The sequence below is a fragment of the Bacillus sp. FSL K6-0073 genome (assembly GCF_038006085.1).
GTDB classification, from domain to species: domain Bacteria; phylum Bacillota; class Bacilli; order Bacillales; family Bacillaceae_G; genus Bacillus_A; species Bacillus_A cereus.
Genome location: NZ_JBBOUN010000004.1, coordinates 255,025 through 278,482, shown reverse-complemented (window position 1 = coordinate 278,482; position 23,458 = coordinate 255,025). Strand labels below are relative to the sequence as shown.

Here is a 23,458-nt window from a genome sequence, read left to right as displayed (position 1 = left end):
AACGTAAGGTAAATTATCCTTCATAAATCTTACCTCGTAGGCGCATCATTTCTTCTTTTAATTTTTTATTTTCGTCCTCCAATTGTTTAATACGTTTGTTTTTAGCGGCGAGTAATATATCTTTATTGGTATCGGTTATTTCGCGTTTAACTTGCTTAGGAGAAGATAGGCCTTGTTGTTGCTCACGAAGTTTATTTATACGTTCACGGATATCTAAATGATTATATAGGTATGATTTTGATACTCCGGCTGTCGTTGAAACGCTATTAAAATTAATTTTTTCTTTATTTTTTATTAACATTTGAATAGCTTGATTGACTTTAGTTAAAGTTAATTCACTTTTGAGTTTTGAGAAGTCTTTAATACCTTTGGTATTTTTATAGTTATTTGTGGCCATATACACTAAATTCCTCTCGATCATATTCTCGTCCCTTTTTTCCAGCTTTATGATGAATTTTACCTTGTATTAGAAGTTCATATATTGGTTTTAAACGCTCTAATTTCTCCTGATTCTTTTCTATCCATACAGGACGATTTATAGTCTTCCCACGTTCTATAACGGCCTCTGTATCTTTTATTTGACGTTCATATTCTCTTGCAAACTCTGGAGTTGTACATAAATTACGACAAGATAAACAGGGATCGGATTGCGTAGGGCAAGGCTGTTTAATCGGTTTTGTACAATAACCCAGTGGCATCCTGACTGCATCTAAATTCGAACGAATATATTCCCATTCAATTATATCTTCATTTTCAATATCCGAAGGATGTACTTTTACTGGTTTGCCAAAATCATTTATTCGAAATAAACCTTTTGCTGTAGCGTCTTCCCATGATTTTCTTAGTGTTGTATCTAATATTTTCGCATAGGTAAGAGTCATTTCCGGTGAAGCATGGGCTAACCATTTTTGGACATGTAAGATATTCATTCCATTATTAATCAATTCAACTCCTTTAGTATGCCTGAAGGCGTGGCTCTTAAAATGGAACACGTTTCCTTTCTCATCAATAATATTTTTCGACTTGGCAAGCTTATTTAAACTATTTTGAATTCTACGAGATTCTGGCGGACGACCTTTTCGTTTACCAGAAAGCCGAACAAATAAGAATTTTTTTGGATTATTGTCCAGGTTGCTTTTTTTCTTCATACACTCTATTACTGTTTGTACAATAGCTGCTACATCGTCTGTAATAGGTACACGATGATTTAAGACTTGTGTTTTCATAATATCACCACACAAATACCAGCCCTGTGCTGTTTGTTCTAAACAGGTATCATAATGAAGGGTGAGAATATCAGAGATACGCCAACCAGTTGCTCGAAGTAATATTACTACGGGAATATATTCTTTAGGAGTAAGGTGCTCTAAATGGCTTTCTAATTGTTGAAGGATTCCCTCCGGGATATATTTAATATCGTTTTCAGTACGTCTTGGAAGTTGGGGAATATCTTCCTTAAATAATAGTAAAGATGCTGGTATTTTAGGAGATTCTATATATTGTAATTTTTCTATGGTTTCCAAAAAAACTCGTAGAGTTATTAAATAATTCCGTTGTGCTTTTTGATGCAGTTCTTGTTCTATCCTCTGCCAGTCTCGGTAATTTTCCATATCCTTGCGAGATAATAAGGATAGATCATTCCAGTTTGGATATTTTTCATATATAAAATTTAAAAAAAGACTGATAGAACGAATATCAAGGCAACTTTGTCCGTGAGATACATACTGAATTCGAAACTTGATGTAACGTTTAATCATGTTACGAAACGGGCTTGGAATAGCTGTAAAATTTAATAGATAATGTGCTTCATGTTCAACCACTTTTGACTTTGCTATTTTCCTGATATCCCAAATGTCTTTTTCAAACTCATCACGTTCATCATAATAATCTTTATAAAATAAATAAATCACTTTTAAGAAGGTTTCATACTTGGTAAGTGAGCCATCCTCTCGAATTTTTAATCCTTTTTGAACTAACATAGAACGAAGTTGAATTATTGCTCTGTTTAAATCTATATCAATAATACTTTTGATATAGGGATAGAACTGATTTAATAACTCTGCAATGTGTTTGAATGATGCTGCATATCGTTTAATTACCGTCTGATATAAACGTACATCATCGACCTTCAAACGATTTAAAATAAAAAACTTTATTTCAGCTTTAATCTTGGATTTAAAACAAGAAAAATCAATTTTTTTATATGTCTTATCCCAGATGGTTTGTCGAAACTCATCAAAGGCTGAATAATCGGCACTCCATATATCATTTTCCCAATAGCCTATTAAGAAATCGTTGATTTCTTCCTGCTTTTCCTTTACGATTGCTGCTCCCATTATACTCATTTCTAACTATCACCTTTCTGTGAATTTATCTTCATTCTCTCTTGTGCACGTTCCCAATCTTTTCTTAGATCATCATCACTTGGATGAACATACATTTGAATTGTGGTTTGAATATGGGCATGTCCCGCACGTTTCATCAAATGTTCATCTTTCCATCCAGCTTTTCGTAATTCGGTCAGTGAAGTATGGCGAAGCATATGAGGTGTTACATGGATAGCTGTTTTCTGTTTTAATCGATTAAATAAAGATACAATATCCGTATACTCTAAAGGGCGGTGCTTATTCTCTCCTGATAACTTAATAAAAACGTGGTTAGTATCTACTTCATCTGTATGTATTTCAGCTATATATTCAAAATAAAGATCCATTAATTCTTCAGATACATCAATTATTCTTGGACTATATACAGTTTTAATTTCCGCGAAATTTTCAAGTTCGCCACGATCACAAATATGAATCTTTCTTGCATCAACTTTGAAATCCTCAAGCCACAGGGAAAGAGCTTCACCGATTCGCATAGAACTTTCCCATAATAATTGGATAAGAAAGCGATCACGTATGTTTGAGCAGGAGAAAATTAGTTTTGTAACTTGTTCTTTAGAAATAACCTTCGGTTTTTCTTTTGGTACTTTAGCTTTGAGAATATGAGCTGTGAATTTTTTATCTTTGTTAATATGATATAAGAAATCTTTAAAATTTCTACGAGAGCCGGTTATTTGTTTTTTTAGGCGTTCTGATAATTGAATAGAATAATCCTCATGACGCATTAAATAATCGTAAAACCCTGTTACAGTAGCTAAAACAGTATTAATTGTTCTTGGCTTTCTTGGTAGGGGCGAAATGGAAATAGATACTACTTTATTGTTCCCATATGGATTTTGTAGCCACCCCATAAAGGATGCCATCTGATCAATACCAATCTCACGGTAATCCAATTTTTCTTGCTCTAGAAATTCAAAAAATAATTTCAGATGAAAGCAATAAGACCGTAAGGTATTTCGTGCAGCATTACTATTATCTTTGAACCGTAAATAATGAAGAACAGGTTGAATAGGCTCTCCATCCTTATCGACTAGCATATATCGCGTCTTTCCGTTTGACAAAATGACCTGTTCTACTTTCACAATATCCCCCCAATACTTAAGCAATTAACAATGTACTTAGAATTGTTATCTGTACTTAGTACACTTCATTCACCCCCACCTTAAAATACTTTAAATACTCTGAAAAATCAATATAGTTATAATTTATTTGAAGATAAATAAAAAACCATAAGCCTTACTTAAAGAACTATAAGGTCTATGGTTTTATTTAGTATAGTTAATACACGTATCTTGGCTGTACCCCTTATTAGTTTTAGGGAGTAATATGTTTAAACATTAAAATAGAATTTAGTATCATCTTCAAAAAAGCTATCCCTTGATTTAGCTCACTTATATATATGAGTGAATAGGTTCAATGTTGAAAAACATAGTGAAATTTAATAATATATATTTTTATAAAATAATTAAGTCTTAATATTAATTATAAATGATATATTACTTTAAGAAGGTGTGAAAATTTGAATTTTGAGCTTATCATTACAGTTTTATTAAGAAGAAATATTCATTAAGGGGATAGTTTGCAATAAATTGGTGGTTTTATTAATAAGGCGATGCTTCAAAACAAGAAATTAAAAGCCTTGCACGAAAGAAAAGGCTATAAGAATTAAGCTTACAGCAAATTTTATCCGTTCAAAAAAGAGAAAATATACAAACAAGAACGTGTGTATGTAATCTGCCTGAAAAGCTTGGATTATAGATTTCTTAAGGATTTAAAAGAGTATTTGCCTGCAATTAAGGGTTATGCCGTACAATGTTTATCATTAGAAATCAATAAATTATTACATATATATACATATATATATATGTAATAGTATAATTCTTCGGCAAATAAAGACAAATTTTGGCATATTCATAAAAAAACATCACCCATCTTCACTAACATGAGAGTATAGAAATGTGCTTTTAACTCCAAGTATAGTCTCACTCCTTAAGTTGATTGGAATGGACACACATTACGAAGATTTAGATTTTTTATGCAGGTTTGAATCTTAGAGACGAATCAATGTGTCTCTTAACCGCAAGGTTTCAGTACCTATGAATCTCCCACTTCAAATAATTCGTTAGAACTGTTAAGCGATGAGTAGTTCAATGAATACAAGTAATTTCTGCAATTTTTTATGTGAATTAATTTAGCTGGTTTATTATGAAAATACTCATTATAAGATAACATTTTTCTGTATAAAAAAATAGGCTCCATAAATGGAGCCGCAAACGAATTAAAACAAATAACAGACACTTAATAAGATAGCATGATTTTTAGCTGATAAAAATGAAATTTTTGCTTTTGAAAAGTGTAGAATAACATCTATAAAAAACTCGAAACTGTATTATAATGTTACATGCGCTAGTATTATGTCATCAGACTTATTAGATTGGAAAACAAGTCTCTTATCGAACCATGCGAAGAGGAAGTACTCAAAAGAGTACTTCCTCTTCAACTAATCGGTTAGTTTTAGTTTATTGAAGTAGACTAATACTTAAAACCTACTCATTACTTAACGCCTTTATTTTGGTAACTACAACTTACTTCCTATATAATTTTACTTTGTATTCAAATTGTAATCAAAATACTTCACTGAATACCTTGGCAAGTTCTTCGTATTTAGCATATTACTTATTTGTATATCCTCAATAACAATTACATCAGGCCTTTTGATAGATATTAACCCAAGTGATCTTTTCTTACATTACTGATATGTTCATGGGCTTTTGCTACTTTCAAACATTGTATATTCGATTTTGAAGAGCCATATCTTTCTTTCGGAAAAATTGTGCTGTGCTGCCATTACCTTGCTTTCTAATGTACGAAACAATGTATGTGGCTCCGTTTGAGATATAGCAAAATCTTTTATTATGATACCAATCCCATCAGAAGATTTTATTTTTTGAAAATGGTGTCTCAATTAATAAAGATGCAAATTATTTACCAATTGAATTTCGTCTAACAGTAGTATTAAGAATCCCTCCTGTTACCTCACGGTATTTCAAACTTCAAAACTATGAATTTTAGGTAGTTTAATTCTATTTTCAATTGCAATAATTAATCTATTAGTTTGCTTTTGTGTGTAGGATTGAATTTTATTCTGTTTTGACTTCAATCGTGGAAAATCGTTCTGTTTCTTAAAAAATTATAAAAAATAACCTTCCATATTTTTTAATGTGGATTGAAACGCAATACTTTCTACTTCTTTTAACCATATACTATCATTTTACTATATATAATTAAGCTCATCAGAGCAAAATGAGGGGTAAATCCTGTTCATTTGTATATATTATTCCACACATTGAACTATCCCCACTTTCACTTCGTTTAGAAGTGAGGGATTCCTAAGTAAAGAGTTCTATCGAACTCTAATTGATTAGGCTAACCCCGCAGTCCTTGCGGTTAGAAGCCTTATCGCTTCATGCTTTAGATTGATACTTGCGTTAATATCCCTATCATGGTGTGTACGGCAAGAAGGACAGTCCCATTCACGTAGGTTTAGATTTTTAACGTCTTTATTTTGATATCCACAACAAGAACATAATTGGCTGGAAGCAAATGTTTTCGATACGACAATGACTTGTTTGCCATACCATTTTGCTTTGTATCCTAACATTGATCGAAATTGCGACCATGATACTTCACTAATTGCTTTTGCTAACTTATGATTCTTTAACATATTCGATACTTGCAAATCCTCTATACCGATAACATCGTGGTTTTTGATGATTTCAGTTGAAATTTTGTCCAAGTAATCTTTTCTAGCATTTGATATGTATTCATGAACTCTAGCTACCTTTACTCGTTGTTTATTCCAGCGAGAAGATCCTTTCATTCTTCTAGAAAGAACACGCTGTGCTTTCGCCAATTTCTCTTCTAATGATCGGAAAAACTTCGGATTTTCATAGTGTGTTCCATCTGACAAAATAGCGAAATCTTTTAGTCCTACATCTATTCCAATGTAAGAATGTGTTTTCGGAAGTTCTTGTACTTCGGTTTCAACTAATAGTGATACAAAATATCTACCAGAAGGGTTCCGTCTAACTGTAGCATTTACAATACGCCCCTCTACTTCGCGACTTTTGGCAAATCGAACAAGGCCTAGTTTCGGCAACTTTATTTTGTTCCCTACAACGGCAATGTTTTTATTTGTTTGTTTTGTGGTGTAAGATTGTACGTTGTTCTTCTTAGATTTAAAGCGCGTATACGCATCCGCAAGGTTGCGAACAGACGACTGAATCGCAATACTATCCACTTCTTTTAACCAAACAAGCTCTTTCTTCATGGCAGGTAGTTTGGCAGAACATATACCAAAGGTCAAGCCTTTTCCTGTCTCTTTGTATGCGTGATCCCATAAGGATAGGAAATGATTGAATACAAAGCGAGAACACCCAATCGTTTTGTTGATTAGAATTGCTTGTGCTTGATTTGGATAGATACGAAACTTATAGGCTTTATTCATCATTATTTGGTTTACCTCCATTTCCGTATATGACTATTATACACCAAACGTACATTCGATAGATAGTAGAGTAATACTTTCTATATGTCGAACAATTAAGATGGCTTCCTGCCATCCCTTGTTCGAAGCCAATTCATCTCCCACCTACTCACTGGACTGTGACCCTTCACGTTCCTTGAGGAAGGAGTCTTCTTGGCTAAAATGATTAAATTCTAGACATGTATATTTATGAATATTTATATCTTTTATAGTTGTAGCAAGAACATTATGGTTTTCTTGTATAGTTGTTGAAACGATTATTAATTTACGAGTTTACAATATTGTGACTTGCACATGTATTCGGAAGGAGGGTTTCTTTCGTATTATTCGTACAAAATAAAATTATATCAAAAAACAAAAAATAAATTTGACAACGGAACTTTTTACCGTTTTTCTTTTGAATCTAAATGATAGTCTTATAGAGGATAATTTTTAGAAAGGTGTGATGTGATTTGTTAGAATTAAGTTTTAGGGATATTGCAATATTTCTAGGCGATGAGTTAATTCCATCTTCAAATATTCAGAAAAAGTTCCGAATTTCATGGTAAAAATAATTTATAGATTTCATTTACTATTTTCACATGTGGGGGTTGATATGAAAAAATGAAAGGTAAGATAACATGAATCTATATTTTAAAAAAATCATAGCATTATTGATAATGAACATTTTGATAATGAGTACTAATTTAAATACTGTTTTTGCAGTAACAAAATCAAAAAATGTTCAATCAATAACATCTAACTCGGAAAACGTAAGTGATGTCGAAATGAAACCTTCAACTGATCAGAAAGGGAATACAGAAAAAGTCGATCTAGAATCTAAGACAAATAATATAGTAGAAAATGGAGAAAAAAATGGAGTTTCATCATCGTCAAAAAACCAGGAGTTTTTACCAATTGAAGGGAATTTTGAGATTCCAAGTAAGGCAAATTCTGTTGCTGAAGGTGATACAGTCCATGTAACCAATAATAATACGGGACAATTAGGTGCAGTTTGGTCTAAAAAGCAACTTGATATGACTCAAAACTGGAAAACCGAGATGAGTATACAATTCGATTCATTAAATCTTTTGAATGTTGCAGATGGTATGGCTTTTGTTCTTCATAATGATCCAAGAGGAATAAATGCAACAGGAGATAGTGGTCAATCACTAGGTGTGTGGAAGACATCTCCTGCGGGATCGACACAGGATTATATTGATAATGGATGGGCTATCGAATTTGATTTCTATCACAATGGAGATGGATTAGATGCTATTATCAACGAGAATTTTGGATATATGCATATAGCAAATTCAATGACCCGTTCAGAGTTTGATGGTAAAGGTATGGTGCATAAAAACCTACAATATATTTATTACTTAGTAATGCATGGACAGCATAAATTAGAAATTCAGTGGGATGCAAAATTTAAAAATCTAACGTATCGATTTTTAAATGAAATGGGAAATGTATCTTGGGAGGAAAATGTACATATTGATCCCATGGTGGTTTTTGGTAGTAATAATGTATTTTGGGGTTTCACAGGTTCAACTGGTGCAAAAGCAATGCATCAAACTATAAAATTTAAATCAATACCTCAGACAATTCAAGCAAAAACCAAAAGAAAGACGTTTGTCTTAGGTGAAAAAATTAAAATTACAGACGATAATATAAGTGAATTTCTTACAATTGAGAGTGGTGATAATGTAAAATTAAAAGATTCATCATATTCATTCTTTGCAAATGTTGTTGGTGATAATCAAAGTATTCATATCGATTTAGTAGACAAGTATGAGAATGAGAAAGAATATGTTATTCCTGTTAATGTTTATTGGGGAAACTCAATTTTATTAAGAGGCGATAATGACTATTCAATAGGAGCCTTTACAATAGACCATGATGGGAAGTCAAATTATATATCGGCTGCAGAGGGAATAGCTCGTGGAGATAAAGATGGGAATGTACATTCTCAATTTGCTGATAAACAATATTTTTGGATTGGACGTAAAATTCCAAATCAAAGTACTCAAAATCTAAATGACATAAAAACAGATATTGTTATTACCGCACTAGGAAATGAACTTGCAAAAGAAAAGATCCAATCTTTTAATAGTGGTACACAGCGAATAGATGTAAATTCAGGTGACATTATTGAAGTATGGCATGCCGAATCAGGAAAGAGAAATGTATTAATAGTTAATGGTGAAGAGACTGTGCAGCATGCAGGACTGAAAAACGTGTATTATGAAATATCAAAAACTACATTTACCCCCTTACATGTTAATCAGCTAACTCCTAAAAAAGTTAATATAAAAAATGGGACTTCTAATCAAGAATTGATAGAAAAATTAGGAGATAGCATTGATTTGAAAGGATATGAGAATATTAGGGTTGAACGTTTTAAAGATAAACTTCCCGATACAAAGAAAGATGGAGAACAATTAATAGATGTTGTGGTAAGTGAAACACTAAAATCAGGGAAAAAAGTAGAATATATTTATACTGTTACATATATAGTGAATCCTGTTGTAACCGAGAACATATATAGTAGTGACGGGAATTTGTTAGATACAATACAAACAGAGCTAACATATGGAGTAGATTCATTTTCACCTGAACCCAAAAATCGATTTGAACACGATGGAATACATTATAAATACATTGGCTGGTTAGCAGGAGATCAAAAACCCGGTGAAGGTGTCCCTCAAGCAGGTAAACCAAATACTGTAAAAGAAACGACAACGTTCAATTATATATTTTTGGACATGAAAAAATTGATTAAAGTTACGATTCCAATTGAAATGATTTTCTCCTCAAATGATAAAGAGACAGGAAACATTCAATCTAATAATTATTATATCGAAAATCATTCTGATGAAGTAAATTTGAATATAAAATTTGTTTCAATGGAAACAAAGGAAAATGCAGGAATAAAATTATTAACACCCTCTGATAAAAATCCAAGTTTAGGGATTGAAGAATCAATGCGGTTAAATTTAGTAGCAGATGGCATAGAAAGAATAAATAGTCTTAATGAAATAAGTGGAATTACAGAAATTGGAACACTGAACCCAAAAGACAAATTAATGATAAATTTTACAGGAACGTATTTTGGAAAAATAACAAAGGATAAAAAAAATACGAATCATAATTTAGTTTTTAAATTTAGTGTAAATTAATAATATACTCAGGGAGTTAATTATGCTAAAAGGTAATATTCACAAGAAAAATAAAAAAAGGAATTTACTTATTGTTTTTTTTCTCACCTTTCTAGGTGCTTTAACAATCTATACACTAAATACTAGATTTGCACCTGAAATCATTGCGGGAGATTTTTTGCCAGATGAAAAGGTAACACAGAAAATAGATAAGAATAAAATAGCGCAAGAAAAGGTTGATGCTTCACAATTTACCTTAAGTATCTATCCAGAGGCAATTTTTGAAGAAAAATCAGGAAAAGGATTCCTTCATATTAAAAATGAATCAAGTAATGTTTATCCAATAAACGTAAAAATAAAAATTGATAATACAAATGAGATCATTTATGAAACAGGTGCCATATATCCTGGAAATGAAGTTAAACAAGTAACTTTAGAAAAAAAGCTAAAAGCAGGTAAATACAAAGCCACAGCGGATGTTGATATATTTGATCCGAAGAGTAAAAAGAAACAAGGAACAACTCAAGCAGAAATGCAGATTATTATACAGAACTAGGTAATAAATATTAAATTTATTTAAATAGTAAAAACAGAAAAGAGGAATTAATATGAGAGTACAAAAAAAATTAGCAAGTATTGTTTTATTAGGTATGATGGCAATGGGAGGCGGAGTAAATACGTTCGCAGCAGAAGGTGAATATCAAACGATAGAAGGTCAAACAGAGGCAAATATTACAGCTAAGGGTGTTATTGGCGAAGCAGATAATACAGATCCTGGTGAAGCTATTCCAGAAGGAGATAACAAATGGATTAATGTAACACTACCAACAGATGTTGTATTTTTCTCTGATGAAAAAACAGAACATAAAACAATTGTTTCGCCAGAAAATTATAAAATTATCAATAACTCTGGTAGACCTGTAAAAGTATTTTTAAAAGGTTTTACTGGTAAAGAGGACACGGCAGTAAAAACCTTGAATCTTGTTTCGAAAATTGAAGGAGATTTTGAAACAAAAGAATTAATTAGGGATAATAAGATAGCTGTAACTCAAGAATCTGAATTAGTAAAGTTAGCAAATAACGAAGGGAAGTTAGATGAAAAAGATGCAAATAAAGAAGTAAGTTTCAAATTTACTGGAAATGTTGATGAAACGTTACTTGGAGAAGAAAAACAAAATGTCGAATATAAAATGACATTAAAGTTCAAAGCTCTAAAAATGGATGGGACCGAAGTTGAGTAAGCAGTTGGCATTAAAAATGAAAGGTAGAAGGACACATAAGAAAGCATTAATGAAACAATTGTTCTTTAGCATGTGCTTCATATTTATTCTTTTTGAAACAAATATTTCATACGCATCAGAAATATTAAATCACCAAACAACAAACACAAGAGTATATGGTATACTGGGGGAAGATACAAACAATAATAATGAAGTAGAAGAAAATCAACTCCATCCAAAAGAAGAAATATCGACTATAATAATAAATCCAGATAAAAAATTACCTGAAACCGGTGGGTACTTCTCTTTTATCTCAACCTTATTAGGAACAATGTTAATATTTTTAGGTATTTTAATGTCTATAGCGAAATGTATTAATAAAAAACGTAATTGGTCAGAAGCGATAAAATAGAAAATCTGGCATGATTATTTAAAACAAATTGTACATAAAGGGAAATTTTAAATAACAAAAATCCCTTTAGATCAATATTAAGTGAACCCGTATAGTGATATATGAAAAAAACACCTCCTGAATTCGCATACATGAACTACACCTCCAATTGTTAGACACAATTAACAATTGGAGGTGTAGTTTTTTATGGCAAATTTTTCATTAGAATTTAAATTAGAAGCTATTCAGGACTATCTTGAAGGTAAGGAATCTTATAGAGCCATAGGCATATCAAGCGACGTTTTGCCAAATCAGCAGGACTCCAAAGTATTCGTCATGCTTCACGTACCTTGAAAGCCATTGAAACCGTTCAAGATCTATATAAACGAAAACGAAGTTTGCAACAACCAAACTTCGTTTTTTCAACGTACAATGAATTACATCAATTATTAGCGCATAAAATCCATCTGCAATCTTACCAACTTTTTATCTACTAAGAATCTTTGCAACAGAACCACTTTAATTACACCACTACTTTGGAGGATATTTACAATATTTCAAGACGGAATGTTATACATATACACGGTGTAGTAGATTCAGAGTTTGCTGATACGACAATAGAAATTATGCCATTGATAACAGAGGCTATACAACAAGTAGCTCAAATTTTTACTGAGCTAGCATCTACAGTTTTACCGATATTCGCTCAAGCTTTTCAAACGGCATTCCCTATTATTTTACAAGTAATCCAGACGGTGTTTAGTATAGCAGGAATGCTGATTCAAGGATTTGGAGAGGTCCTATCTATCATAGCGACATCAATAATTCCGATTATTCTCCAGGCGGTACAAGCGGTCTTCCCAGTAATAGCTGGGATTATTGCTGCTGCGATTTCCGTTGCGATTCCGATTATTCAATTATTAGGTCAGGTAATCTCTATAATAGCGACTACAGTTATTCCTTTAATTTTGCAAATAGTCCAGGCGGTTTTCCCGGTAATAGTTTCTATAATTCAAGCGGCGATTCCTGTAGTCACTGCGATACTTGAAGCTCTAGCAACAATAATAAAAGGCGTAGTGATCCCGGCGATTCAATTTATTTTGTCGATTGTCCAGGCGGTTTTCCCCGCTATTATGGGCGTAATAACCTCTGCTATTGGGATAATCACCAACATAATAAAACTTTTCACTTCAGTTTTAAAAGGAGATGTTGAGTAATGGAAATTAGAAAAAATTTAGTTGACCCAAGTAAATATGGTACAAAATGCCCCTATACGATGAATCCAGAATTCATTACTATCCACAATACTTATAACGATGCTACAGCGGCAAATGAAGTAGCATATATGATTCGTAATGATAATCAAGTCTCTTTTCATATTGCGGTAGATGATAAAGAAGCTGTACAAGGAATTCCTTTAGAACGTAACACTTGGCATTGCGGTGATGGTGGTGGTAACGGAAATCGTAAATCTATTGGAGTTGAAATCTGCTACTCTTTAAACGGTGGAGATCGATATTATAAAGCAGAAGATAATGCGGCTATCGTTGTAGCCCAACTCATGAAACAATACAATATTCCAATTAGTAAAGTTCGCACACACCAATCATGGAGTGGAAAGTATTGTCCTTATCGTATGTTAGCAGAAGAACGTTGGAATAGCTTTATTGAAAGAGTCCAAAATGCATATAACGGAAGTAATAACCCAGTAATACAAAAACCTACTCCACCTTCAAACGACGGTACAGTAGTTGCTTATATTAACGGCGATAACGTGAATTTACGAAAAGGACCTGGAACTGGATATGCAGTTATTCGTAAGTTAGGTAAAGGAGAATGCTACCAAGTATGGGGTGAGTCAAATGGGTGGCTAAACTTAGGTGGCGATCAGTGGGTATATAATGATTCATCATACATTCGTTATACAGGAGAAAATGCACCAGCACCTTCTAAACCTTCAAATGATGGTATTGGTGTTGTAAAAAATGTGTACCAAAGCGAAAGATATCAGTCTTGGGGATATAGAGACGGTTGGTATAATGTTGGTGGCGACCAATGGGTTTCAGGTGAATATGTGAAGTTTGAAAAGTAAAAAAGCCTATTGAGGTGCACCCCAAGTTCTGCAAGGAACAGGTCGTATTTTAAAAAAAACATTCAAAAATCTTCACCCGTAACATCAAAAAAATGGTTTTATTTTAGGGTGAAAATGCTCTTTAAGTATTTATTTTTGACACTTGTAATGAAATTTTTTTGTATTAAAGGATTTAGTTTTAACGTACAAAATCTGTGGAATATTGATAATGCTTCATAAAGTAACAGGTATGTATAAATAAGGTAGGTATTAATGTAGAACTTTTTTAAATACATTTCATAAATATATTAAGTATCAATCCATTAAATCAATTTCTATTAATTTAAAAAGTAGGTGAAAAAATGAATAAGTTCGATAAATGTAATAATCTTCCTTTCCCGTGCGCATTCCCTATTCCTGAGCAAGGTCCAACAGGTCCTACGGGTCCACAAGGCCCAACTGGACCCGCAGGAACAGGTGAAAGTATAACAGGACCAATCGGACCTCAAGGACCACGGGGACCAACTGGACCTCAAGGAGTTCAAGGGATTCAGGGGGAACCGGGGCCAGAAGGCCCAACAGGACCTCAAGGGGTTCAAGGGATTCAGGGGGAACCGGGGCCAGAAGGCCCAACAGGACCTCAAGGGGTTCAAGGGATTCAGGGGGAACCGGGACCAGAAGGCCCAACAGGACCTCAAGGGGTTCAAGGGATTCAAGGAGAGCCGGGTCCTCAAGGGGATATAGGACCAACAGGTGCAACCGGAATAGGTATAATAGGGCCAACGGGTATTACAGGGAGTACTGGCCCGACAGGACCTTCAGGCGGGCCACCAGGACCACCAGGACCAACCGGACCAACGGGACCTTCAGGCGGGCCACCAGGACCACCAGGACCAACCGGACCAACCGGACCTTCAGGCGGGCCACCAGGACCAACCGGACCAACAGGCATTACGGGCCCCACTGGGGCTACGGGATTACAAGGGATTCCTGGTCCATTTGGTCCAACCGGACCTCAAGGGGTTCAAGGAATTCAGGGTGAGCCGGGACCAGAAGGTCCAACAGGGCCTCAAGGAGTTCAAGGGATTCAGGGGGAACCGGGACCAGAAGGCCCAACCGGACCTCAAGGGGTTCAAGGGATTCAGGGGGAACCGGGACTAGAAGGCCCAACCGGACCTCAAGGGGTTCAAGGGATTCAGGGGGAACCGGGAATTCAAGGGCCAACAGGGCCTAATATTCCACCTACATTTCTTAATACAGCTAAGTCATCAACTGAAACTGTTTTATCTTTACAGCCAATAACTAATTTTGGAACAATTTCAGCAATAACTAGGTCAACTTTATCATTTGATACTGTAAGTGGTACTGCAACAATTTTTAATGAGGGTACTTATAAATTAGAATATCATATTCTTACTAGTTTAGTAAATACAACTTCTCCAATGGTATTTGCAATCACTATTAATGGAGCAAATGATTTTTCCCAAAGTACAGGTACTTTCGTTCCTGGTAGTCAAATTTCTTTGGGAATTATTCGTAATTTAGCTGCGAATACTACTATACAATTAGTGAATATTAGTAACGAATCAGTTATACTTGCTCCTCAAATAGCAGCGACTGGTTTTACAAGACCAATTGTTATATTTAATGTATATAGACTTTTTTAAATGTACTTGTGAATGTGCTTGTAAGGGGGCACTATACATGCCCATCAACTTAAGAATTTTATAACATCCCAAAACAAAAAAATTTACATTTTCACATGAAGAAGTCAATTTTCTCGTTTTGGGGGTATTTGTATTTCTTAGCTGGATAGCGATGTGGCGGTACCCCTATTAGGGCATTCAAATTCATCTAGAATAAATTACTTTAACGAAAAGTATATAGATTATCAAAATAGATTTGATGAACAAATGGCATCAATATATAATGTCTTAACTGACTATTGTTCTAAAACATATTAATATATAAATAGTTATATGTTTAAACTATCTTCATTGAATTTTGATGTTGTTGAAAGAGTAATTATAATTGGACATTCTTTAGGTGATGTGGATTTTCCATATTTTAAAGAAGTTAAGGAACGTGTTAATGGAAATACAGAATGGCATGTTTATTATTACGATGAGAATGATATTGAAATTTTTAGAGATAAATTGACTCAAATAGGCATAATTGAACAATATATAAACTTTATTCACTGTGACACATTTTATGATTTACTTTTGATCAATCTTTTTTATAAAAATTTCATCATGTCAAAATTAAACCCACACTTTTTGATTAATCTTTATTCCAAACACGTGGGCTTCTTCTATTTATAAAACTAACGTTTGCAGCTAAATTTTAACTAAACTTTATTCCAAACCAAAACGTATCTATAGTGCCAAAAAAGACACCATAAAATGAAGTGACCCCTGTCAAGTAGACAGTATTCAAAAAACACAACTAAGCAACCTGAGTTCTATATTTATATGGACTCAGGTTATTTAGTTTCTTTTGGAACCTTTGGTGATTATAAAAGTGTATATATTTGCGCACAGCAAACTTAACCTCATCAGCTGTGCGGAAAGAGTATAAATGAAAACACTCTGACTTAAAGTGACTGAAGAAGCTTTCTATACAAGCATTGTCCCAACAGTTTCCCTTTCTGGACATACTAGCCTTCATCTGATATTTTTTGAGTAGTTGATTATATTGACGAGATGTGTACTGGAACCCCTGATCACTATGCAGGAGAATCCCTTTCACGTTTCGTTTTTTTCTTGCTTTTTTAAGTGTGTCTAGTACTAGTTTTAGGTCATTTCTACGGCTAATTTCATAGGCAACAATTTCATTGTTGTATAGGTCTTTAATAGCGGATAAGTACAATCTCTGTCCATTGAAAATCAAATAGGTAATATCTGTTACCCATTTTTCGTTTGGTTTGGAAGCTTGAAAATCCCTGTTCAGATGGTTATCTGAAATCACATAAGCTTCTTTCTTCCCGTAATAAGGTCGTTTTCTCCTAATAATAGCTTTGATACCTAGTTCACCCATCAACCTTTGTATACGTTTGTGATTAAAATGAAGGTTATAAGTGGCTTTCAGCCAAACTTGTACTCTCCTGTATCCATAAATCCCTTTAAGTTTTTTATGACACTCCAATATCTTCTTTTTTATTTCGGTATCTTCCAATTGTTTTTCAGAAGGCGTCAACTGTCGCTTAATCCATTTGTAGTACCCACCTCTAGTTACTCCAGCGATATCACATAGAATGGTAACTGCATAACCTTTTTCTGATAGCCCTTTGATGGCTTCAAACTTCCTCGTTTTTGGTACAGATTCCACTCCTCCTTTTACATCCCTAAGAGCTTTTTTAACATTGCATTCTCCGCTTCTAATCGTTTCATTTTAGCTTCTGGATCTTCTGGATTGTTTTTTGGTCTACCTATACCTGGACCTTTCGTTTTACCACGTTTTTCTTCTAGTCCTTTGATACCTTCAGCTTCAAAGTGTTTCACCCAACGTCTTACTACCGAGTGATCAATTCCTAATTCTTTAGCAACCGTTTTGTATCCCATTCCTTCTTTCAAGTATAAATTTACTGCTTTTTTCTTAAATTCTATATCATAAGTTACTCTAATTTTGCCCATAGAAAAATCCCCTCCATAGTAAACAGATTAATGTGCTTTCTTTTTACTGTCTACTATAAGGGGATCATATCAAAATCGGTGTCTTTTTTATTATTATTTCTTGAATAACCTTTGTTCTAAACGATCAACAGCCTCACGTTTCTTCTCATTATTAATATTTGTATAGATACTAGTAACCTCAACAGAAGTATGGCCAAGTTGATCACGTAATAATACTAGGTCCTTGTTTTCTTTATAGTGATTTGTAGCATATGTGTGTCGTAGTTTATGAGGGCTACGCTTCTCATCAAATGCACTTGAATATTTATCACATAACTTCTGTATAGCTCTAACAGTTAACTGTGTATATTTCCCCTTATAATTTGTTACGAAAAGTAAGTCTTCATCTTGAGGGCAGTTATATTTACCAGGACGAACCTTAATGTACTCCTGAATATCATCTAAGCAAGAGCGAGTAGATAATACGGAAGATCTCTTATTGCCTTTACGCGTCACTTTTACTTTCCCCTGACGGAAGTTTATACTAGATATAGTAAGACTAGCTACCTCAGAAACTCGAAGTCCAGTGCCTAAAATGAGGCTTATAATGGCTATGTCTCTTTCTTTATCACGCTGAAAAAAACTATATTTTTTTGGTGATATATCTTTCAACATTTCCCCATAATCATTTGCTAGAAATTGAAGAAAAGCAACATCATCTTTTTCATTAAATATCATGTTTGCAACGTCATCTGCTCTTGCTGCTGCATCTACTTTCTCCTTATGCAGTTCAATTTTCTCCATTACATTACGAGAGATGTAATTTTCCCCTTGTTCATTCTCTGTATTTTGAGCTAAGTACTTGAATAGGGATTTTAAAGCAGAGAAAGTTCTGTTTATAGCTCTTGTCTCAATACCTTCTCCCTGGAGATATCTTTGAAAAGTTCTAGCTTCATTTAATGGTAGATTTTCTAGTGTTGAAATTGGTACATCACACATATTAGTGACCACCTTACCGTTTTCAACGGCTAATCGATTACTTATAAGCCATTTTAGAAACTTTTCAAATTCAGTAATGTAAGCATATAATGTAGCGGGGGAGAGGGCTGTTTTCATTTCTGCATACTCTATGATATACCAGGGCATTTTACTTTTATGCTTATCAATTAGTATTTTAAACTTTTCTTTTTCTTGGTTACTCATGTTGTACACCTCAAATCAAATAATGTAAATCAATTTTTAAACTAATACTTAAACCGATATTTAAACTAACCATTCGAATTTTTGTGCTAGAATACTATTTTAATAAATAGCTTGATTACATATATGGATACCATACTAGTTTTTGAAAAAGAAGAGAGGTATCAATATATGATACCTCTACTATACTCAATTCTATGAAATCCATCAAACTGTTCGTTAAATACACTTTTAACGAATAGTTTGATGGATTAAATTATTGTAAACTGAAGACTTTTTGTTACATTATATATGTTATTGAATAGCCAACTGCTGTATGGTTAAATTTATTTTACTGTTAATTCTCCGAATTGGTCATATAGTAATTTAAAACGAATAGTAGGGTTTTCTTTTAAAAGTTCATAGGCTTCACGAAGTAACTTATGTCTTTTGTTATAAAGTGTAGAACATGAAAATGTGTTTGAATTACAACAAGGACAGACAATACCCATAATAGCCGTGTTAAAAGCAATAATGTTATTTTGTACTGGATTAATCTTACAAAATAGACGAACTGAGTTACCTATGTCTGGCTGTACAATGATTGTAACCGTGTTATTTTCTTTACGAATATTCCCATTAGAATCCATCTCTAAAGTGGCATTTGTTAGTTTCAATTACGTTCACTCCTTAATTTTATGTACTGTTAGAATTTTAGGAGTATCTAAATAAACGCATTATATATTTAGATACGTGCCATTACTTAAGTTTATACAATTAACATTATAACATCTATATATTTTAACGATAGTATATAAGTTAATTGAGAATTTAACTAATAGTTTGATGGAGGGGAAGTACACATCCCCTTTTACTCTAAATGTACAAAGAAATGAAAGGCTAAACTTTCATTTTCAGGGCTTGATTGGGATAAGAAAATCCAAACTGAAATTTTATATGTTAACAGAATTAAATACATGAAATCTTGTGTGAACATATAGGTTTAAATACTATGTTACTTTTAATTTATAAAGAAAAGACATCCTAAGATGCATTGTTAGGTTTATAGAAGAGTATTAGATAGTAAAACAAGAATCTCATTTCATTTTGCGGTTCTTGTTTTACAGTATTCTTGATAAAATGGTTGAAAATCCCTGTATTTCTTAGGTGTATATTCGGAAACAAGACTATAAAATTATCAATTATATTATTATATTATGAAAATAATGTGTGATAATTAGTAATCAGTGAGTAGATTATGAATATAGCAGTCAATGGAAATGAACAGATTCTGGGCTTATTAAATGATTTGTATGTGGAAATTCGTGCACGGCGTATAAGTAATGCGCATCGTTTAAAAGAAGAAATTGATGATAAAATTCAAAACATAGAAGATCGGAACTTATAATTATAATAATTATTATTAGATTTTCGTCATCAATATGTAATTGATTACTTAGGTGTTTCTAAAAGTGGTTTTGATAAAGTAGAATCTTTTGAGATTCCTTCTAACAACACTTTAAATTATTATTAACATTTCTTTATAGCTATCCATGCTAGTGGAACTGGTAGTTATAAGGTTGCAAAAGAACACTTTGATCAAGCCGAAAAGTTATTAGAGCTTTTCAATGATGAAGTTGTGAAAGCTGAACTTTATTATAAGTTAGGTGCATTCCATTTTGATATTTGAGATTCGCTAGTCTCTTTTCAGTACATAACAAGGGCAAAAGAAATGTTTTTAGACCATGGTGATTATGAGAGTAATGTCGGCTTTTGTGAGAACTTGTTGGGGTTAGCTTGTATAAATTTAAAAGAGTGGTCATTAGCAGAGGAACATTTTGCAGCTGCAATGGACAAGTCCCAAAAAGTCGGAGAAGAAAAGTTTATTATTATGGTGCTTCAAAACTTGGGTTGGATGTATTCTAAACAAAACCTCTCCTCTTTAGCAATTCGTTATTTATCTGAAGTCATTGGAAAGCCCCCAAACCATTACAAAGCTATGTATGCAAAGGCATTGGAACATTTACAAACTGAACGAGCGAGATGTCACAGCAGAACTCATTGAGAACGGTTTAAATATTAGTAAGAAACTAAATCAAGAAGAGTTCATACATTGATATCTCATTTTACAGGAGCTGAACAATACTTCACCTACTCAAATACTCGAAACGGTAATGTTAGCAGGAATTGATTACTTCTAAAGAGAAGGATTGAATAAAGATGTTCAAGAGTCTTATGAGACACTGGGAGCAAAATTTTATGATGAAAAGAATCATCATGCGGCGAGTAAGTATTTCCATTTAGAATTGCAAGCAAAATGAAAATTTTTTTGAGGAAGGAGCCTTAAAATAGAAAAACAGTATTGGGGTTAATGGAAATAGTTAACCCTATAACCTTGACTAAAGGTATAACGAATACAGCGAAGAACCTACAATCTTACGAAGTGATTCAAGGTCTTTCAGTAGGAGATCACAGTGGTTGATACACTAATTTAATGTATAATAAAAAGGACTAGGGTTTTTTATGACTAAAAAAGGTTCAACATTTAATACATATTCAGAAGAATTAAAGTTATTAGCTGTTCAAAGTTATTTAAACGGGGAAGAAAGTTACAATATGATAAAGGAAAAATATCAGGTTAGAAGCTCTACACAACTAAAAAATTGGATGAAAAAATATAAAGAATTTGGTGTAATTACAGATACTCGTGGAAGAAATGATGGAATGAAAGGTATATCAAATCTTCTAAAAGGAAGCGCATTCATTTCTAAAGGATTGAGGAGGAACGTGACTACTATATGGCACAGGTTGAATATTTAAAAAAGTAGTATCCCAATCTGTAAATGGGGGTGCACTAAAATATATGGACGGTGAGATATCACATCATAGAATAAATGGAGGAAATACCTATGAATAATTTTTTAAAAACTAATGAAACATTCTTGGGATATAATAAAGTGAAATGTAATGATTGTAACGGTTTTTATATCCTACGTTCAAGTGATTATGGTGAATTTGGCGGATGCACTAATTTTCCAAAATGTAAATCTAAATTATCTAAATCTAAGTTTATACTATCTTTCATAAAAGAAAATGGAATAAATATTTACAAATGGAAAAAGAAATGTTGGAAATGCAGAAAGAATACGGACGTCTATTCATACTATTTACATTATCAATTATTAAAAAGCTTAGGAAATACTACTGCATTAGTATTTGCCGGTATCGGAGATATTAAATCAGCCGATAACTACCTAACTAGTAAATATCCATCAATTCAGCTAAAGTATAGTAAAACAATTAATTCCATATACATAGCGAATACTTGTATATACTGTAATGCACTTCAGGGGAAAAATTATGTTGTTGATGATCCTCATGAGATTTTCGGTGATTTATACATTCAAAAATGTATGGAGAAGTATTTTGTTGAAAATGTTTCAAGTAAGTTATTAAATATAAATTTTGAAGAAATTAATAGACTTGGTATATTTTATGTGAATTAGCGATAAAAAAGCATTAATTGTAGAAAAAATACGGATCAATAATTTTAGAGAAAACGAATATAGCGGAATGGGTAAATTATTTATGTCCCAATGAAAAATAAACGTTACAATTATCTTAATCAAAAACTCATAAATTATGAATAATTTATTGTATAGTAAAAGTAAGTCATGATTTAAATGGTTTCTCTGCTTTGAATGTTGAGATAGTTTGTTATACCCTTTATGAATTGGAAGAATGCATGTCTAAGGTGTTGCTAAAAAATTCAAGGGCAAGCTTACTTAATAGTCAGTAATTCATCATTACGATTATAATATATTTATAATAACGAAACTAACTGTCATGAGATGATTATATCGATAAATTTTAGGAGTATAAGTATTTAGTCACTTTTATATAGGAAGGATATAAGTTTCGATTATATTTTATGAAAAGTGAACTACCCGCCACTTAACGTCTTAAAAGACTGTTTGAAGTGGGGCTTCTCGGTTAATCATTACTTTTGATAGCTAACCAATCCGTTCTAAGACAGTCGAGCTAGCTCCCTTATTTCAGAGGTTGTTTTATGCTATTTATGCCAACGCTCATACCCTTTATTGTCCCTTGATAATACTCGTTGTGTCTTTGCTAATTGGGCTAACATGTTACGATAGAACTTAGGATAATTGGGTTTCTCATCCTCAGAACTAACGTATAATCTATCCATCACAAAGTCTAATCCAACAACTGTTTCTACTTCTTTTTGTACAATCTTTTTTGTATTCAGTCAAGATGGATACATAATATTTCCTTTTACTCCATTCGTTGTATAAGACTTTCTGTCTTTTTTACTTTTGAATGTTGAGAAGTCATTTTAACCATTAAAGAAATTCTTATAGGTGGTTTGCAAGTGTAGTTGAGCATTTGCAAAAACCAATGATTGAACTAATCACCACTTAACGTCCTTACGGACTGTTTGAAGTGGGAGATTCCTGCGAACACCGATATATCCAACAGTTATCTTAGCAGACTCTGCCCGTAGTCCCTACGGTGAACACATAAGTATCTTGTACGTTGACGCACCACGCTTCCTACTATAGCTTGGTTTTCGCAACTTCAGCAAACGTGGGGCGAAAGAACGTTGAAGATTTTACGGTTGCAACGTTTTTCTGCAACCAACCTCATATCTTCAGTTTTCAAAGAGCAATCTGTACAAGTATATGGTAGCAAACATGTTGGCTTATGCCAACTGACATTCATCTCCCACCTAAAATTGGTGTTTTACAACTTCACATTTTTGAGGAAGGAGTCTTCTGTCGGAAAACGATAAAACGTTTTAAATCTATATTTTGAATAACATATACATAAAAAAATAAATTGTAGTTATCTTCAACTATACACCTAAAAACAGCGACTTATTAACTAGC

General features: G+C 33.0%; 17 protein-coding genes and 5 pseudogenes. 13 read left to right on the top strand and 9 right to left on the bottom strand.

Annotated features, from left to right (window positions below):
* Positions 1-13 precede the first annotated feature (13 nt).
* From MHB52_RS35335 to tnpB, 4 genes are all read right to left on the bottom strand, one after another.
* Complete coding sequence (locus MHB52_RS35335; RefSeq protein WP_000224740.1) at positions 14-397, bottom strand: DUF6262 family protein; 384 nt, start codon at positions 395-397, stop codon at positions 14-16.
* Positions 384-2,345, bottom strand: coding sequence for a tyrosine-type recombinase/integrase (locus MHB52_RS35330; protein ID WP_061664311.1), 1,962 nt, complete (start codon positions 2,343-2,345; stop codon positions 384-386). Before MHB52_RS35330 ends, MHB52_RS35335 begins: the two co-directional genes overlap by 14 nt.
* Positions 2,346-2,347: 2 nt before the next feature.
* The gene (locus MHB52_RS35325; RefSeq protein ID WP_000862013.1) at positions 2,348-3,469 is read right to left on the bottom strand and encodes a tyrosine-type recombinase/integrase; all 1,122 of its coding nucleotides are present in this window, start codon (positions 3,467-3,469) and stop codon (positions 2,348-2,350) included.
* A gap of 2,339 nt (positions 3,470-5,808) precedes the next feature.
* Entirely contained in the window at positions 5,809-6,897 is a 1,089-nt protein-coding gene (tnpB, locus tag MHB52_RS35320; RefSeq protein ID WP_340769198.1) for an IS200/IS605 family element RNA-guided endonuclease TnpB, read from the bottom strand.
* Between the two features lie 710 nt (positions 6,898-7,607).
* Between tnpB and MHB52_RS35315 the strand changes: the two genes are divergently transcribed.
* The 10 genes and pseudogenes from MHB52_RS35315 to MHB52_RS35275 all read left to right on the top strand — a co-directional run bounded on the left by MHB52_RS35315 (position 7,608) and on the right by MHB52_RS35275 (position 15,422).
* Complete coding sequence (locus MHB52_RS35315; RefSeq protein ID WP_340769151.1) at positions 7,608-10,094, top strand: L-type lectin-domain containing protein; 2,487 nt, start codon at positions 7,608-7,610, stop codon at positions 10,092-10,094.
* Positions 10,095-10,116: 22 nt separating this feature from the next.
* Positions 10,117-10,629 carry a hypothetical protein gene (locus MHB52_RS35310; RefSeq protein WP_061664856.1) on the top strand — a complete coding sequence of 171 codons (513 nt, stop codon included), beginning with the start codon at positions 10,117-10,119 and terminating at the stop codon, positions 10,627-10,629.
* Positions 10,630-10,681: 52 nt separating this feature from the next.
* Positions 10,682-11,314, top strand: a complete 633-nt coding sequence (locus tag MHB52_RS35305; protein WP_061664855.1) for a hypothetical protein — start codon at positions 10,682-10,684, stop codon at positions 11,312-11,314.
* Positions 11,307-11,705, top strand: a complete 399-nt coding sequence (locus tag MHB52_RS35300; RefSeq protein ID WP_340769195.1) for a hypothetical protein — start codon at positions 11,307-11,309, stop codon at positions 11,703-11,705. Before MHB52_RS35305 ends, MHB52_RS35300 begins: the two co-directional genes overlap by 8 nt.
* A gap of 186 nt (positions 11,706-11,891) precedes the next feature.
* Positions 11,892-12,038, top strand: a complete 147-nt coding sequence (locus tag MHB52_RS35295) for a hypothetical protein (RefSeq protein WP_154698666.1) — start codon at positions 11,892-11,894, stop codon at positions 12,036-12,038.
* Positions 11,966-12,181, top strand: a pseudogene (locus MHB52_RS35290) (hypothetical protein); the annotation flags it as partial. The gene MHB52_RS35295 and the pseudogene MHB52_RS35290, both read left to right, overlap by 73 nt.
* A 6-nt stretch (positions 12,182-12,187) precedes the next feature.
* A pseudogene (locus MHB52_RS36930) lies at positions 12,188-12,283 on the top strand (AbiH family protein); the annotation flags it as partial.
* A gap of 3 nt (positions 12,284-12,286) precedes the next feature.
* Positions 12,287-12,892, top strand: a pseudogene (locus MHB52_RS35285) (phage tail tape measure protein); the annotation flags it as partial.
* A gap of 8 nt (positions 12,893-12,900) precedes the next feature.
* The gene (locus MHB52_RS35280; protein ID WP_061663601.1) at positions 12,901-13,776 is read left to right on the top strand and encodes an N-acetylmuramoyl-L-alanine amidase; all 876 of its coding nucleotides are present in this window, start codon (positions 12,901-12,903) and stop codon (positions 13,774-13,776) included.
* 341 nt (positions 13,777-14,117) lie between these two features.
* Positions 14,118-15,422: a collagen-like protein gene (locus MHB52_RS35275; RefSeq protein ID WP_340769191.1), complete on the top strand. Its 1,305-nt coding sequence runs from the start codon at positions 14,118-14,120 to the stop codon at positions 15,420-15,422.
* Positions 15,423-16,203: 781 nt separating this feature from the next.
* On the opposite strand, the gene MHB52_RS35265 is transcribed toward MHB52_RS35275, so the two are convergent.
* The 4 genes from MHB52_RS35265 to MHB52_RS35250 all read right to left on the bottom strand — a co-directional run bounded on the left by MHB52_RS35265 (position 16,204) and on the right by MHB52_RS35250 (position 19,225).
* A complete protein-coding gene (locus tag MHB52_RS35265) occupies positions 16,204-17,085 on the bottom strand; it encodes an IS3 family transposase (RefSeq protein WP_000446736.1) in 882 nt (293 codons plus the stop codon).
* 8 nt (positions 17,086-17,093) lie between these two features.
* Entirely contained in the window at positions 17,094-17,390 is a 297-nt protein-coding gene (locus MHB52_RS35260) for a transposase (protein ID WP_000516529.1), read from the bottom strand.
* Between the two features lie 93 nt (positions 17,391-17,483).
* Complete coding sequence (gene xerS, locus MHB52_RS35255; protein WP_061663063.1) at positions 17,484-18,572, bottom strand: tyrosine recombinase XerS; 1,089 nt, start codon at positions 18,570-18,572, stop codon at positions 17,484-17,486.
* A 323-nt stretch (positions 18,573-18,895) separates the two neighbouring features.
* Complete coding sequence (locus MHB52_RS35250) at positions 18,896-19,225, bottom strand: hypothetical protein (protein WP_253703283.1); 330 nt, start codon at positions 19,223-19,225, stop codon at positions 18,896-18,898.
* Between the two features lie 581 nt (positions 19,226-19,806).
* Between MHB52_RS35250 and MHB52_RS35245 the strand changes: the two are divergent.
* The 3 genes and pseudogenes from MHB52_RS35245 (at position 19,807) to MHB52_RS35235 (ending at position 22,054) form a co-directional block, all read left to right on the top strand.
* A pseudogene (locus MHB52_RS35245) lies at positions 19,807-20,900 on the top strand (response regulator aspartate phosphatase).
* Between the two features lie 171 nt (positions 20,901-21,071).
* A complete protein-coding gene (locus MHB52_RS35240) occupies positions 21,072-21,368 on the top strand; it encodes a transposase (RefSeq protein ID WP_253703280.1) in 297 nt (98 codons plus the stop codon).
* An 89-nt stretch (positions 21,369-21,457) separates the two neighbouring features.
* Complete coding sequence (locus MHB52_RS35235) at positions 21,458-22,054, top strand: topoisomerase DNA-binding C4 zinc finger domain-containing protein (RefSeq protein WP_061663062.1); 597 nt, start codon at positions 21,458-21,460, stop codon at positions 22,052-22,054.
* 569 nt (positions 22,055-22,623) lie between these two features.
* On the opposite strand, the pseudogene MHB52_RS35230 reads toward MHB52_RS35235, so the two are convergent.
* Positions 22,624-22,977, bottom strand: a pseudogene (locus MHB52_RS35230) (RNA-guided endonuclease TnpB family protein); the annotation flags it as partial.
* Positions 22,978-23,458: the final 481 nt, after the last annotated feature.